The sequence below is a fragment of the Streptomyces sp. NPDC051822 genome, from assembly GCF_044452745.1.
In the GTDB taxonomy this organism is placed as follows: Bacteria; Actinomycetota; Actinomycetes; order Streptomycetales; family Streptomycetaceae; genus Streptomyces.
Genome location: NZ_JBITBZ010000013.1, coordinates 50,630 through 64,947 on the forward strand (window position 1 = coordinate 50,630; position 14,318 = coordinate 64,947).

Below are 14,318 nucleotides of genomic sequence, written 5' to 3' on the forward strand. Positions count from 1 at the left end.
GGCCCCGGTACTGGTACCGTCCCCGCAGGTCAGGCCAATTCGGCCCCGCACCCAGGAGGTTGGAACAGCATGCCGGACCCCGCCGCGCGCGATGCCGCCGAAGAGGCGTCCGCCTTCTCGCACCCGGCCGTCGCCCCCGACGCCTCCGCCGCGTACGGCGACCACCCCGACCAGGTGATCGACTTCTACGCCCCGCGCGACGGCCGCACCCGGGTCCCGCTCGTCGTCGCCCTGCACGGCGGCGCCTGGCGGGCACCGTACGACCGCCTCCACCTCACCCCGTTCGTGGACTTCCTGGCCCGCCGGGGCTTCGCCGTGGCGAACGTCGAGTACCGGCGCGGCAGCGACATCCCCCGGCAGGGTGGTACGGCCCCGGTCGCCGGGCGCTGGCCGGAGACCTTCGACGACGTGGCCGCCGCGCTCGACGCCGTACCGGAACTGGCCGCGGCGCACCTGCCGCAGGCCGACACCGGCCGGATCGTGCTCACCGGCCACTCGGCCGGCGGCCACCTCGCCCTGTGGGCCGCCGCCCGGCACGTCCTCCCCGCCGGCTCCCCCTGGCGGCTCCCCGCCCCGCCCGCGCTGCGCGGGGTCGTCGCCCTCGCCCCGATTGCCCACTTCGCGACGGCGGTCGAACTCGGCGTGTGCGGCGGAGCGGTGACCGAACTCCTCGGCGGCGAGAGCGAGTACGCGACCCGGGCCGCCCACGCCGACCCGGCCGCCCTCCTCCCGACCGGCATCGCCACCACCGTCGTCCAGGGCCGCGAGGACGTCGTCGTCCCGCACACCGTCGCCGAGGCCTACGCCGAAGCATCGGCGAAGGCGGGCGAGGAACCCGGCCTGACCCTCCTGGAAGGCATCGGCCACTTCCCCCTGATCGACCCGTCGGCGGACGCGTGCGCGGTGGTGGCGGAGGAGATCACCCAGCTGGCCTTCTAGGGCCTGTCCGGCGGATCAGGGTCGGACACCCTAGTACTCAAGAGGGACGCGGAAGGATCCGCACAGAGCCGGACGCCCGGGTCCCCCCGCCGCCCGTACCGTGGTCGGGTGACCCAGACACAGTCCTCAGAGACGAGCCGCAGCCCCGAGTTCCGCCTGGTGCAGGTGGCCCTCGGGGGGCTGCGCCAGGAACTCTTCCACGACGCCTTCGCCTACCGGCCGCTGCCGCGCATGGACGTGAACAGCGGGCCGGTGCGGCGGCTGCCGAAGGGGATACGCGTCTACGCGGGGCTGCTCCCGCACGCGATCGTCTTCTTCCTCGCCTTCATCGTCTTCCTGCTGGGCACCGATCGGATCGACGGTGCCGTCGGGCCGTTCGGGCTCGTCTTCTCCTGCGTGCCGGCCGTCATCGTGCTCGCCACGCTGATCAGGCCGGTCTTCGCCTACTGGGCCTCGCTGTGCTCGACGCCCTTCCTGGCGTTCGTCGGCGGCTACTGGGGCGGCTGGCCCTGGCCGCAGAACGCGTTCGCCGCCCACGTGGTGGTCCTCACCGTGGTCGCCGCCCGCACCGGGCCCCGTACCGCGGGATGGATGTGGGCCGGAACGGCCGCCTACGCGCTCTTCGCCGAGATGTTCCTCGGCGTCGGACACGGCTCCGACTCGGTCCCCCTGCTGTTCGTCTCCGCCCTCTCCCTCCTCACCGTCTCCATGATCCAGATCCGCCGCCAGGCCACCCGCGAGGTCACCGCGCAGCAGACGGTCACCGCCCAGGAGATCTCCAAGCGGACCGTCCTGGAGGAGCGCACCACCATCGCCCGTGAGCTGCACGACGTCGTCGCCCACCACATGTCGGTGGTCGCCATCCAGGCGGAGGCCGCCCCGTACCGGGTGGAGAACCCGCCGCCGGAGCTGGAGCAGGCGTTCCGCACCATCCGGGAGAACGCGGTCGCCGCGCTGACCGAGCTGCGCCGCATCCTCGGCGTCGTACGGGCAGAGGACTACGAGGCGCCCGACGCCCCGCAGCCGACCCTCGGCGACCTGGACTCGCTCGTCCGCAACGTCACCGAGGCCGGGCTCGTCGTCGAGAAGACGGTGACCGGCGCCGTGCGGGAGCTGCCGCAGGGCGTGGAGCTGTCCGCGTACCGGATCGTCCAGGAGGCCCTGTCGAACGTGCTGCGGCACGCGCCGGGCGCGGCGGCGAAGGTCGAGGTCAGCTATGTCCTCGGCGGCCTCGGGCTGCGGATCGCCAACGGCCCGGCGCGCGGTCTCGTGAAGCCCTCGCCCGGCGCGGGGCACGGCATCACCGGCATGCGGGAGCGGGTGTCGATGCTGGGCGGGGACATGACGGCCGAGACGACGGACGACGGCGGCTACGAGGTGGCGGCGTTCATCCCCGTCAGCCGCGAGGAGTCCGCCGGCCGCGAGGAGTCCGCCGGCCGTGAGGACTCCGACGGCCGTGAGGAGAGCGCGGAATGAGCATCAAGGTGCTGATCGTCGACGACCAGATGATGGTCCGCGAGGGCTTCTCCGTGCTGCTCGGCGCGATGCCGGACATCGAGGTCGTCGGCGAGGCCGTCAACGGCCGCGAGGCCGTCGCGCAGGTCGCCGCCCTCCGCCCCGACGTGGTCCTCATGGACATCCGGATGCCCGAGCTGAACGGCATCGACGCCACCCGGGAGATCGTCGCCGCCGACGCGGACGCGAAGGTGCTGGTCCTGACCACGTTCGACCTGGACGAGTACGTGTACCAGGCGCTGCGCGCCGGGGCCTCCGGCTTCCTCCTGAAGGACGCCTCGGCCCGGCAGCTCGCGGAGGGCGTGCGGGTGGTCGCGGCGGGCGAGGCGCTGCTCGCGCCGACCGTCACCCGGCGGCTGATCACCGAGTTCGCGAAGGCGCCGACGGGCTCGCCCCGCCCGCCGGCGATGGCGCGGATCGGGGAGCTGACGGAACGGGAGACGGAGGTCCTCGTCCTCATCGCCCAGGGCCTCTCGAACGCGGAGATCGCCGACCACCTCGTCGTCGCCGAGTCCACGATCAAGACCCATGTGAGCCGGATCCTGGTGAAACTGGCGCTGCGGGACCGGACGCAGGCGGCGGTGTTCGCGTACGAGGCGGGTCTGGTGCGGGTCGGCGGCTGACGGCCTCCATGGGCGGTAGCGTCCGCCCATGGACGCTGTTGACGCCGCCTTCGACCCCTGGTCCCCCGAGTTCGTCGCCGATCCCTACCCCGCGTACGCCGAGCTGCGTGCCACCGGCCGCGCCCACTGGTTCGCGCCGACCCGGCAGTGGCTGATCCCGCACTACGAGGACGTGTCGGCGCTCCTGCGGGACCGGCGGCTCGGCCGTACCTACACCCACCGCTTCACGCACGAGGAGTTCGGGCAGACGCCGCCGGCCGCCGCGTACGAGCCCTTCCACACGCTGAACGACCACGGGCTGCTCGATCTGGAGGCGGCCGACCACGCGCGGATCCGGCGGCTCGTCTCGAAGGCGTTCACGCCGAGGACGGTGGAGAACCTGGCGCCGACGGTACGGCGGCTCGCCGCCGGCCTCGTCGGCGACCTGGTGGCGGCGGGCGGCGGTGATCTCCAGGCCGTGGTCGCGGAGCCGCTGCCGGTCGCGGTGATCGCGGAGATGCTCGGCGTGCCGGAGGAGGACGAGGAGCGGGGGCGGCTACGGCCCTGGTCGGCGGCGATCTGCGGGATGTTCGAGCTCAACCCGTCGGAGGCGACGGCCCGGCGGGCGGTGGAGGCGTCGATCGAGTTCTCGGACTACCTGAGGGAGCTGATCGCTCGCCGGCGCAGGGAACCGGGGGACGATCTCATCTCGTCCCTGATCGCGGTCGAGGAGCTGACCGAACAGGAGATGATCTCCACCTGTGTACTCCTCCTGAACGCGGGCCACGAGGCGACCGTGAACACGGCGGTCACCGGCTGGTGGACCCTCCTGAAGGAGGGCGTCCGGCCGGATCCCGAAAAGTTGTCCACAGCTGTGGAAGAACTTCTGCGTTACGACACCCCGCTCCAGATGTTCGAGCGCTGGGTCCTCGACGACATCGAACTCGACGGCGTCACCCTCCCGCGCGGCTCCGAGGTCGCCCTCCTCTTCGGCTCGGCCAACCGCGACCCCGCCCGCTTCGGCCCCACCGCCGACACCCTCGACCTGACCCGCGCCGACAACCCCCACATCAGCTTCGGCGCGGGAATCCACTACTGCCTGGGCGCCCCGCTGGCCCGCCTGGAACTGACCGCCGTCTTCGACGAGTTGCTGCGGCAGGCGCCAACCCTGAAGCTCACGTCCGAGCCGACAAGAAAGCCCGGGTACGTGATCAGGGGCTTCGAGGAGCTTTTGGTGGAGATCTGAGAGCCACCGAGTACCGCCCTGTAGGCGCGGGCCTCAGGTCAGGAGGTCGCGGCGGCGTAGGGCCGTCAGGCCCGTTGCGGTCAGAGTCGCCGCCACGGCGGTCAGGAGCAGGATCGGAGGCCACGTCGTCTCCGGGCCCGGGAGCTTCGGGAGGTGGGCGAAGGGGGAGAGGTTCAGGGCCGTCTGGGGGAGGTCCAGGGCCGGGCCGATCCAGCCGAGGGCCAGGCAGAGGCCCGCCACGCCCCACGCGGCGGTCGCGGCTTTCGGGGCGGCGCCCCAGAGGAGGACCGCCAGGCCCGCGAGGCTCCATACCGCCGGGAGCTGGGCGAGGGACGCGCCCAGGATCGGTGCGGGATCGTGGCCGTACGAGAGGGTCAGACCCAGGCCGGCGAGGAGCAGGATCAGGGCCGGGCCGCCGAAGGCGATCACCAGGTGGCCGGCCGCCCAGCGGAGCCGGCCCAGGGCGTTCGCGAGGAGGGGTTCCGCCCGGCCGGACGTCTCCTCGCCGTGCGCCCGCAACACCGAGCCGACCGCGAAGAGGGCCGCGATCATGCCGAAGAGGGAGACCATCGTGGCCAGGAAGGCGTCCGTGAGGGCGCTCTGGCCGCCCATGCGTTCGAAGATCTCGCGGGCCTGCTCGTTGTCGCCGACCAGGTCCGCCGCGCCCTCGACCATCCCGCCGAAGACGAGCCCGCCGAGCAGGAAGCCCAGCGACCAGCCGAGCAGCGTGCCGCGCTGGAGCCGCCAGGCGAGTGCCCCCGCCGACCCGAGGCGTCCCTCCGCCGGGCCGGGTCGCGTCGCGATGAAGCTCGCGCCCACGTCCCGGCGGGCTGTCAGCGCGTACGCCGCCGCCGTCTGCACCAGGATCGCCCCGGCGGTCAGGAGCAGCACCCACCAGCGTTCGCCCGCGTAGGCGCGGACGTTCTCGGCCCAGCCGATCGGGGAGAGCCAGGTCAGGAGCGACGAGCCGTCGGCGGTTCCCGAGTCGCCCGCCGCCCGCAGGGCGAAGGCGAGGCCGAGGGCGGCGGCCGTCAGGCCCTTGGCGAGGCGGGCGCTCTCCGTCAGCTGGGCGGCGAGCGCGGCCGTCGTCGCGAAGACCATGCCGGTGCCGCCGATGGCCAGGCCGAGGGCGAGCGCCCCGGCCGTGCCCTGGCCGGAGAGGCCCGCCGTGACGATGAGGGCGACGGCGGAGTTGACGGCGAGCGCCGCGAGGAGGGCGGCGGTGAGGGGGGCCCGGCGGCCGACCGCGCCGGCGGACAGCATCTCCTGGCGGCCCGTCTCCTCCTCCTCGCGGGTGTGCCGGACGACCACGATCAGACTGGCGACGGCGGCGAGGACCGCGGCGAAGGTGCCGAACCGCCAGGCGACGAGCCCGCCGACGGAGTCGTCGAAGACGGGCCCGTACAGGGCGCGCATCGAGCTGTTGGCGGTCATGGAGGCGGCGACCCCGGCCCGTGCGGCGGCCGTGTCGTACAGGCCCTCAAAGGAGTTCGCGCCGCTCGCGACCATGCCGCCGGTGGCGAGCGCCCAGAGGGGGATCATCAGCCGGTCGCGGCGCAGGGCGAGCCGGGTGAGGGTTCCGGTGCCGGCGAGCGTGACCGTACTCATGACGCGGCCACCTCCTCCGTCGCGTAGTGCCGGAGGAACAGCTCCTCCAGGGTGGGCGGGGTGCTGGTGAGGCTCCGTACGCCCGAGGCGGTCAGGGCGCGCAGGACCGCGTCGAGCTTGTCGGTGTCGACCTGGAGCCGCACCCGCAGGCCGGTCACGGACACGTCGTGGACGCCGGGGAGGTGGGCGAGGCCGTCGGGCGGGCCGGCGAGTTCGGCGGTGACGCTGGTACGGGTCAGGTGCCGCAGCTCGGCGAGCGAGCCGGACTCCACGGTCCGGCCCTTGCGGACGATGCTGACCCGGTCGCAGAGGGTCTCGACCTCGCTGAGGATGTGCGACGACAGGAGGACGGTCCGGCCCCGGTCGAGGGCCTCCCGGACGCAGCTCCGGAAGACCTCCTCCATCAGCGGGTCGAGGCCGCTGGTCGGCTCGTCGAGGACGAACAGGTCGACGTCGGAGGCGAAGGCGGCGACGAGGGCGACCTTCTGCCGGTTGCCCTTGGAGTAGGTGCGGCCCTTCTTGGTGGGGTCGAGTTCGAACCGCTCGACGAGCTCGGCGCGGCGGGTCTTGTCGAGGCCGCCCCGGAGCCGGCCGTACAGGTCGATGACCTCGCCGCCGGAGAGGTTGCGCCAGAGGGTGACGTCGCCGGGGACGTACGCGATCCGGCGGTGCAGTGCGACGGCGTCCTGCCAGGGGTCCTTGCCGAGGACGGCGGCTGCTCCGGAGTCGGGGCGCAGGAGGCCGAGGAGGACGCGGATGGTGGTGGACTTGCCGGCGCCGTTGGGGCCGAGGAAGCCGTGGACCTCGCCGGTCTCGACGGTGAGGTCGAGGTCGTCGAGCGCGTGCGTCCGCCCGAAGGACTTGTGCAGTCCGGCGACGCTGATTGCCTTCGTCATGTTTCGGAACGTACGCTCATTTCACAAAGTTGTGAAGTTAAGGAAGCGTATAAACTCCAGAGTCGCCAGGCGAACGAGGGAGACGATGACCGGCATGAGCACCCCCGAAGGCACCCCTGCGCGGGCCCGGTCCACCGCGGAGGCCCAGGACGCCGCCTCCCGCTTCGTGGAGCGCTTCGCCGCCGAGATGACGGAAGCCGGCATGCAGCGCATGGCCTCGCGCGTCTTCGCGGCCCTCCTCGCCTCCGAGACCGCCTCCATGACCTCGGCCGAACTCGCCGAACAGCTCAAGATCAGCCCGGCGGCCGTCTCCGGCGCGATCCGCTACCTCAGCCAGGTCAGCATGGTCAGCCGCGAACGCGAGCCCGGCACCCGGCGCGAGCGGTACGTCCTCCACAACGAGCTCTGGTACGAGACCTTCACCCGCCGCGACCAGGTCCTCTCCCGCTGGGAGAAGGTCCTCAGGGAGGGCGCGGAGACGCTCGGCCCGGACACGGCGGCGGGCGCGCGCACGGCCGAGACGGCCGACTTCTTCGCGTTCCTGCAGCGCGAGACACTGCAGATCATGGACCGCTGGAGCGCCCACAAGGCGGCTCAGACCACCGGAACGCCCTCCTCCTGAGGCGGCGCGAGCCACCGCGCCACCTCGGCGAACCCCGGCGTGCCCGCCTCCAGGTACGGCTCCCGCGGCCACAGCACCCGACCGCCGGACGCGCGCGCGACCACGAGGGGCCGCCCTCGCGTGTCCAGGTCGAGCCATCCGTGCAGCTCGACCTCCCCGGCCGGCTCGCCCGGCGCGGACGACCGCAGCAGCGGCAGGGCGCCCTCGGGCTGGTCTTCCGGCCCGCCGTGCGGCGCGAAGACGACGAGGACCGGGCTCCCGCCGTACGGGTCGGCCAGCACCACGTACCGCTTGGGTACGGCCACGGGTGCGCCCGCGGTGCGGGCGAGGAGCCGGGCGGCGGACACGCCCGAGGTCAGCAGCCGGAACACGTTGACGCAGGCCCCCGCGGCCATGAAGAGGCCGAAGACGCCGAGCATCCCCGCGTCCTCGCCGCCGAGCCGGGTGACACCGAGCAGGGCGGCCGCGATGGCGCACGTTCCCGCCGTCCACGAGAGCCCCGAGATCTCCCGCAGCCCCCGCACCCGCCACCAGGCCACGGTCCGGACGTCCGGCTCCGGACGGTTCCGCCGGGGCCGCCAAAGCCTCGCCAGGACCGTCTGCTGCCGGAGCTTCGCCGCGACCGTCTGCCCCGGGGCCTTCGCCGCGACCGCCTGCCGCCGGGCGGCCTCGGCCAGGGCCGCGTACGGGAGGGCGGGAGAGGCGGCCGCCGGGAGCGGCGTCGGCATACCGATCGCCGGGCGCTCCGCGAGACCCCGCAGCTCCGCGAGGGCCACGGCCCTGCGGCGGGCCCCGGCACTCCGTACGGGCCGGGTCCAGACCAGCTCGCCCCCGCCCGGCGGGGCGATCACCCCGCCGCCGAGCGGGTCGCCGCACCACCACAGGACCCCGTCGGGGCCGGGCTCCACGCGCGCGTACCGCTCCTTGACGGCGACGACCTGCCGGGGCAGCAGTACGCCGGGTTCCGGACCGGCCAGGACCACCACGCCCTTGGGCAGGGCCACCACGGCGTGCGCCGACCAGTCCCCGGCGCCCAGGACCCGCCGCATCCGGCGGGCGAGGCGCTGCGCGCCGAGGCCGAGCAGCAGCGCGAAGGCGCCGCCGGCCAGCGGGTACGGCAGGACCTCCGGGACCCAGCCGGCGGCGGGGGAGTCCACGGACAGCACCCCCAGCGCCACGCCCGCGGCGAGGACGGCGGCGCCGGCCTTCACCCACAGGGCGGCCCGCCGCCGGTACCGGTCCAGTGCCTCGGCCGTTCCGGCCCGCTCCGACGCCGTTCCGTTCCGCTCCGACGCCGTTCCGTCTTGCTCCGACGCGCTCATACGCCCCCCAGGTCGTCTGGGAGGACCCTAAGGCGCGGCCCGCGGCAGCGTCAGCCCCCAGGCTCCCTCCCGCACCGTCCATGTCCGCCGCCGCACCGGTCCCGTCAGGCGGCCGTCCGCGCGGTAGCGGAAGTCCGGGCCCGAGACCGTGAGGACGCGGGCCGTGGTGTGGCGGGGCGGGGCGGCCGAGGGGTGGACGGTCACCTCGGCCGTACCGGCGACCCAGCGGACCGTCAGGCTCTCCAGCGGGGTGTCGACGTCGCTGAGCAGCACCCCGTCCGCCTCCACCCGCAGCCGGTGGGTGCGGACCGCGAGGGCCGTCGGGGCCGGGCGCACCAGGGTCCGGACCAGCGACCGGCAGGTGCCCCAGACGGACGGGCCCGAGGACAGGGCGGCGCCGGCCGGTACGCCGGGGATGCGGAGGTCGCCGAGGACGACGCCGTCGCTGTCGTCGACGAGCAGGTCGAGGCGCTGAACCGTTCCGGCAAGGACCGCGCGCGCCGCCGCGGGCGTGGAGCGCGGCACGCCGAGCGCGTGCGCGATTTCCAGGGCGTCGGGGGAGCCGATCGGGACGAGGGACAGGACGCCGTCGGCGAGGCCCCGCTCCCGGTGCAGCAGGGCCACCGTACGCAGCAGCGCGCGGTCGTCTCCGAGCACCACGGGGCGCCGGGAGCCGCGCCGGGCCAGGGCGCGCGAGAATTCCTCCGGGCTGTCCGGCAGGCAGATCTTCGTCTCCGCGCCCGCGGACAGGACATCTTTCGCGATCCGCACGGACTCGCCGTCACTTCGGCGGGCGACCGGGTCGACGATGACCAGCAGCTGGTCGTGATCCGACACCTCGGTCCTTCCTCGGGTAGCATCTTTGTGCAAGAGCCCCTTGCGCTATTGCGCCAGGGGCTTCGTCTATTCCGGGGCACACCGGTGAGGCGGCCTCGGCCCCTGACCTTGGACATGCCCCACCCGGAAGGGGTGTACGCCTGTGCCCGCACTTGTGCTGCTCGGTGCTCAGTGGGGTGACGAGGGCAAGGGAAAGGCCACCGACCTCCTCGGTGGTTCCGTGGACTACGTGGTGCGTTACCAGGGCGGCAACAATGCCGGCCACACGGTCGTCGTAGGCGACCAGAAGTACGCGCTCCACCTCCTCCCTTCCGGAATCCTGTCGCCGGGGTGTACCCCGGTGATCGGTAACGGTGTCGTCGTCGACCCGGCGGTCCTGCTCTCCGAGCTGAGCGGGCTGAACGAGCGCGGCGTGGACACGTCCAAGCTCCTGATCAGCGGCAACGCTCACCTGATCACTCCGTACAACGTCACCCTCGACAAGGTGACGGAACGGTTCCTCGGTAAGCGCAAGATCGGCACCACGGGCCGCGGCATCGGCCCGACCTACGCCGACAAGATCAACCGCGTCGGCATCCGCGTCCAGGACCTCTACGACGAGTCGATCCTGAACCAGAAGGTCGAAGCAGCCCTCGAGGGCAAGAACCAGCTGCTCGCCAAGCTCTACAACCGCCGTGCGATCGACGCCGCCCAGATCGTCGAGGAGATGCTCCAGTACGCGGAGCAGATCAAGCCGTTCGTCGCGGACACCACGCTGATCCTCAACAACGCGCTCGACGAGGACAAGGTCGTGCTCTTCGAGGGCGGCCAGGGCACCCTCCTGGACGTCGACCACGGCACGTACCCCTTCGTCACCTCCTCGAACCCGACCGCGGGCGGCGCCTGCACGGGCGCGGGTGTCGGCCCGACGAAGATCAGCCGCGTCATCGGCATCCTCAAGGCGTACACGACCCGCGTCGGCGCCGGCCCGTTCCCGACGGAGCTGTTCGACGCGGACGGCGAGGCGCTGCGGCGCATCGGCGGCGAGCGCGGTGTCACCACCGGCCGTGACCGTCGCTGCGGCTGGTTCGACGCGGTCATCGCGCGCTACGCGACCCGGGTCAACGGCCTGACCGACTTCTTCCTCACCAAGCTCGACGTCCTCACGGGCTGGGAGCAGATCCCGGTCTGCGTCGCGTACGAGATCGACGGCAAGCGCGTCGAGGAGCTGCCCTACTCGCAGACCGACTTCCACCACGCGAAGCCGATCTACGAAATGCTGCCGGGCTGGTCCGAGGACATCACCAAGGCCAAGACCTTCGCCGACCTGCCGAAGAACGCGCAGGCGTACGTGAAGGCCCTGGAGGAGATGTCGGGCGCCCCGATCTCCGCGATCGGCGTCGGCCCCGGCCGCACCGAGACGATCGAGATCAACTCGTTCCTCTAAGCGCGGAGGGACACACGCGACGAGGGCCCGCACCCCGGTTCACCGGGGTGCGGGCCCTTCGCGTGCGTCAGCCGTCCAGCTTCGTGTCCCGGCCGACCTTCTCCCACGCCGCCACGTCGCCGCGCTCGGCATCTGCCTGGTCGCGAAGGGGAACGTGCCGCTGCTCGCCCGAGAAGGCGTCGCGATCCGGCCCGTCAGCGGCGTCACCCCCAGCCGGCTGGCCCTGGCCTGGCGGGCCGACGACACCCGCCCCCTGGTCCGCTCCTACGCCCGCGCGGCGGCCGAAGTCGTCGCACCAGAGTCCTGAACTCTCCTTGTCAGTCAAGGGAGTTGGGTGCCTAATGGGTCTCCCGTCGCACGCTGGACCACGTCAGGGGGAACCATGGCACCGGCAGGCCCACTCGTACCGCCCGTTCCGCCCCCGCTGCCCGCGTACCCGCCCGAGGAGCCCGGGGCCGACATCAGCAGGATCGACGTGAGCGTCAGCGGGCGGCTCCTGTGGGTGAACATGGCCTGCTACCCGCTGCGGAGCATCGCCCGGGTGCGGACGCATGACGTGGCCCCCGACCGGGGCAAGGCGTTCAAGCGGTTCCTCAAGTGGCTCGCCGTCGTCCTGGTGGTCCTCGCCGTGTCGAACGCCCTCAGGGACGACGAAGCCGCGCAGACCGGAGTGATGCTGGGCGTGGTCGTCCTGGGCTACGCCGTGGTCGACCTGACGGTCGTCCTCCTCGGGTCCTCGTACTCCGTCCTGGTCGTCGAGACCACCGGCCTGGCGAAGGCCGTCCTCGTCAGCAAGAGCGGCGTCGTGCTCGCGGAGCTCGTCGAGAAGATCGCGTACGCGATCGAGAACCCGGAGGCCGACTTCCGCATGCGGGTGGAGAGCCTGACGATCAACCACAAGAACTACGACTTCGGCGACAAGGTCAACATCAACGGCGGCACCGGGAACGTGGGGATCACCAAATGACGGCAGGAGACCACTTCCACGGCGACTTCCACGGCGACGTGGTGCACATGCACCAGACCACGGACAGCGTCGGCATCGACAAGCGCACGATGGCCGCCGGCCCGCCTCCCGCCACGCCCCCGGACCTCGAACAGGCCCTGGCGACCCTGCTGCCCCTCCTCCAGGAGCTGCGGCGGCAACTGGGTGACCAGGAGAGGCCCCTCGCCGTGCGGACCGTCGAGGCGGCCGAGAGCGAGATCGTCGCCCCGGGCGAGCCGGAGACCCGGCGGACCGCCCTGGAGCGGGTCGGCGGCATCGCCGAGACGGCGGGCCCGGCGGGCGCCGCCGCGCTCGCCGTGATCCATCAGATCCTGACGCTGCTGGGAGGTTAGGACGGCCCCCTACGACCGGTGGTACTCGTTCGGTTCGCCGTCCAGCATCGGGTAGACCAGGAGCCGGTCCTTGCCGTTCAGCTTGTCGACGACCAGGTAGCGGGAGAGGCCCTCCTGGCATTCGCGGTCCCAGGCGGTGGCGTCCCGGGTGGCGGGGCCGACGACCAGCAGGTTGCCCACGCCCGCGAGGACCGACGTGGTGGCGCAGGACCAGTCCTCGTCGGTGGTCACGCCGTCGACGGTGCGCGGATAGCCGTCGAGGGTGCTCATCACGGGGGAGCCGACGGGACCCTGGGTGATGGTCACCCGTGACGTGTAGCGGTCGTCGCTGTCGCCGTAGATCTCCGGCGCGGGGATGCGCGACCAGGTGCCGAGGAACTTGGCGGGGACGACCTCGGTCCCGGTGGGCGCCTTGCGGAAGGTGGCCTTCGCGGCGCCGGACCTCCATTCCAGGACGTCGGGGGAGCGGAGGGTGAGGGTCTGGTGGGCGGCGGGGACGCAGCGCTCGGCGGGCACGCTGGTCGTCACGTCGGACTCGCCGAGGACGACCTTGTCCTCGTCGGCCGAGACGAGCCGGGAGCGGCCCATGCACAGGCGGTTCTCCGCGACCTGGACGTAGACGGCGTTCTTCGCCCCGGCCGCGCCCTGGCTGATCTCGATCCGGGTGGTCTCCCTCGGGTCGAACGGGGAGCCCTGCAGCACGCCCTCCCAGGCGCCGAGGAACGCGGCCGGGACGATGCCGGAGGGGCGGGCGGAGACGCTGCCCGTGCCGCCGCGCGCCTTGTCCTTCTGCTCGTCGGCGCCGGTGCCGAAGTCGGGCCAGAAGGTGTACGTGAGCCCCGCCGCCGCCACCGCGAGGGCCGTGAGGCCGGCGATCAGGGCGGTACGGCGACGCCGGGGCGCAGGGGTCGGCGTCGAGGGCTGGGTGGCCGGCAGCGGCGTGGGCGGCGTCGGGTCCCCGGACCCGAGACCGACGGTCCCGGATCCGAGACCGACGGCCCCGGCGACCCCCGCCCCGACGGGGCCGGCGGCGCCCTTGGGCTCCGCCTCCAGGAGCCGGGCCGCGTGCCGGCCGAGCCGGGCCAGGACGTCCGCCGGGAGCCAGGCGTCCGGCACCGGCAGGGTCTCGGCGATCTCGGCGGCGGAGGGGCGGCTCGCCGCGTCCTTGGCGAGGCAGGCCCGGATCAGCCCGGACAGCTCGGGCGGGAGATCCGTCAGGTCGGGCTCGTCGTGGGCGATGCGGAACATGGTGGCGTGGACGCCGCTGTCCGCCGTACCGAAGGGGGAACGGCCGGTGGCCGCGTACACGAGGACCGAGCCGAGGCAGAAGACGTCCGACGCGGGCGCGAGGTGGTCGCCGCGCACCTGCTCGGGCGACATGAAGCCGGGCGAGCCGACCACGGCCCCCGTGGTGGTCAGTCCGCCGCCTTCGGCGATCGTGTCGACGGCGCGGGCGATGCCGAAGTCGATGATCCGGGGCCCGTCGACGGTGAGCAGCACGTTCGACGGCTTGAGGTCGCGGTGGACGAGCCCGGCGGCGTGGATGTGGACGAGGGCGCGGGCGAGCCCGCCGGCGAGGGCCTTCACGGTCGCGGGCGGCAGCGGCCCGTACTCGTCGCCGACGACCGTCCGCAGGGACGGCCCCGGTACGTAGCCGATGGCCACCCACGGCGACCCGGCGGTGGTGTCGGAGCCGAGCACGGGCGCCGTGCCCGTCCCGCCGACCCGTTCGAGGGAGTGGACCTCGCGGGCGAACCGGCGCCGGAACTCGTCCTGGGCGGCCAGCTCGGCGTGCACCACCTTCACGGCGACGGTGCGGCCGCCCGCCGAACGCGCCAGGAACACCCGGCCCATCCCGCCGACCCCGAGGCGGCCGAGCAGACGGAACGGGCCGATGCTGACCGGGTCTTCCGGGTTCAATGGCTCCACGGCGACGAGCATGCCAGACCGCGCGTCAGCCGTCTCCG

At 73.2% G+C, this 14,318-nt stretch carries 14 protein-coding genes; 9 read left to right on the plus strand and 5 right to left on the minus strand.

Going from position 1 to position 14,318, the window contains the following annotated elements:
• The first annotated feature begins 69 nt into the window (after positions 1 to 69).
• The 4 genes from ACIA8N_RS31205 to ACIA8N_RS31220 all read left to right on the plus strand — a co-directional run bounded on the left by ACIA8N_RS31205 (position 70) and on the right by ACIA8N_RS31220 (position 4,302).
• Complete coding sequence (locus tag ACIA8N_RS31205; protein WP_365781813.1) at positions 70 to 939, plus strand: alpha/beta hydrolase; 870 nt, start codon at positions 70 to 72, stop codon at positions 937 to 939.
• 108 nt (positions 940 to 1,047) lie between these two features.
• Positions 1,048 to 2,415: a histidine kinase gene (locus ACIA8N_RS31210; protein WP_365781815.1), complete on the plus strand. Its 1,368-nt coding sequence runs from the start codon at positions 1,048 to 1,050 to the stop codon at positions 2,413 to 2,415.
• Entirely contained in the window at positions 2,412 to 3,077 is a 666-nt protein-coding gene (locus tag ACIA8N_RS31215) for a response regulator transcription factor (protein ID WP_365781817.1), read from the plus strand. The genes ACIA8N_RS31210 and ACIA8N_RS31215 overlap by 4 nt, the downstream gene beginning before the upstream one ends.
• A gap of 28 nt (positions 3,078 to 3,105) precedes the next feature.
• Entirely contained in the window at positions 3,106 to 4,302 is a 1,197-nt protein-coding gene (locus ACIA8N_RS31220; RefSeq protein ID WP_365781819.1) for a cytochrome P450, read from the plus strand.
• Positions 4,303 to 4,335: 33 nt separating this feature from the next.
• Here ACIA8N_RS31220 and ACIA8N_RS31225 read toward each other — a convergent pair whose 3' ends face one another.
• Positions 4,336 to 5,910 (minus strand): ABC transporter permease, encoded by a 1,575-nt coding sequence (locus ACIA8N_RS31225; RefSeq protein WP_365781821.1) that lies wholly within the window; start codon positions 5,908 to 5,910, stop codon positions 4,336 to 4,338.
• Positions 5,907 to 6,806 (minus strand): ABC transporter ATP-binding protein, encoded by a 900-nt coding sequence (locus ACIA8N_RS31230; protein ID WP_365781823.1) that lies wholly within the window; start codon positions 6,804 to 6,806, stop codon positions 5,907 to 5,909. Before ACIA8N_RS31230 ends, ACIA8N_RS31225 begins: the two co-directional genes overlap by 4 nt.
• 85 nt (positions 6,807 to 6,891) lie before the next feature.
• Here ACIA8N_RS31230 and ACIA8N_RS31235 point away from each other — a divergent pair, with 85 nt between their 5' ends.
• Positions 6,892 to 7,428 carry a GbsR/MarR family transcriptional regulator gene (locus tag ACIA8N_RS31235; RefSeq protein WP_399416841.1) on the plus strand — a complete coding sequence of 179 codons (537 nt, stop codon included), beginning with the start codon at positions 6,892 to 6,894 and terminating at the stop codon, positions 7,426 to 7,428.
• On the opposite strand, the gene ACIA8N_RS31240 is transcribed toward ACIA8N_RS31235, so the two are convergent.
• Both ACIA8N_RS31240 and ACIA8N_RS31245 read right to left on the minus strand, forming a co-directional pair.
• Positions 7,401 to 8,750 (minus strand): hypothetical protein, encoded by a 1,350-nt coding sequence (locus tag ACIA8N_RS31240; protein ID WP_365781827.1) that lies wholly within the window; start codon positions 8,748 to 8,750, stop codon positions 7,401 to 7,403. The genes ACIA8N_RS31235 and ACIA8N_RS31240 overlap by 28 nt on opposite strands.
• A 27-nt stretch (positions 8,751 to 8,777) precedes the next feature.
• A complete protein-coding gene (locus ACIA8N_RS31245; RefSeq protein ID WP_365781829.1) occupies positions 8,778 to 9,587 on the minus strand; it encodes a diacylglycerol kinase in 810 nt (269 codons plus the stop codon).
• A gap of 142 nt (positions 9,588 to 9,729) precedes the next feature.
• Between ACIA8N_RS31245 and ACIA8N_RS31250 the strand changes: the two genes are divergently transcribed.
• The 4 genes from ACIA8N_RS31250 to ACIA8N_RS31265 all read left to right on the plus strand — a co-directional run bounded on the left by ACIA8N_RS31250 (position 9,730) and on the right by ACIA8N_RS31265 (position 12,351).
• On the plus strand, positions 9,730 to 11,013 hold the full coding sequence (locus tag ACIA8N_RS31250; protein ID WP_030209822.1) for an adenylosuccinate synthase: 1,284 nt from the start codon (positions 9,730 to 9,732) through the stop codon (positions 11,011 to 11,013).
• 154 nt (positions 11,014 to 11,167) lie between these two features.
• Positions 11,168 to 11,320 carry a hypothetical protein gene (locus ACIA8N_RS31255; protein WP_399416842.1) on the plus strand — a complete coding sequence of 51 codons (153 nt, stop codon included), beginning with the start codon at positions 11,168 to 11,170 and terminating at the stop codon, positions 11,318 to 11,320.
• A 75-nt stretch (positions 11,321 to 11,395) separates the two neighbouring features.
• Entirely contained in the window at positions 11,396 to 11,980 is a 585-nt protein-coding gene (locus ACIA8N_RS31260) for a DUF6232 family protein (RefSeq protein WP_365781831.1), read from the plus strand.
• Positions 11,977 to 12,351 carry a hypothetical protein gene (locus ACIA8N_RS31265; RefSeq protein WP_365781833.1) on the plus strand — a complete coding sequence of 125 codons (375 nt, stop codon included), beginning with the start codon at positions 11,977 to 11,979 and terminating at the stop codon, positions 12,349 to 12,351. The genes ACIA8N_RS31260 and ACIA8N_RS31265 overlap by 4 nt, the downstream gene beginning before the upstream one ends.
• 9 nt (positions 12,352 to 12,360) lie before the next feature.
• On the opposite strand, the gene ACIA8N_RS31270 is transcribed toward ACIA8N_RS31265, so the two are convergent.
• On the minus strand, positions 12,361 to 14,280 hold the full coding sequence (locus tag ACIA8N_RS31270; protein WP_365781835.1) for a serine/threonine-protein kinase: 1,920 nt from the start codon (positions 14,278 to 14,280) through the stop codon (positions 12,361 to 12,363).
• Between the last annotated feature and the right edge of the window lie 38 nt (positions 14,281 to 14,318).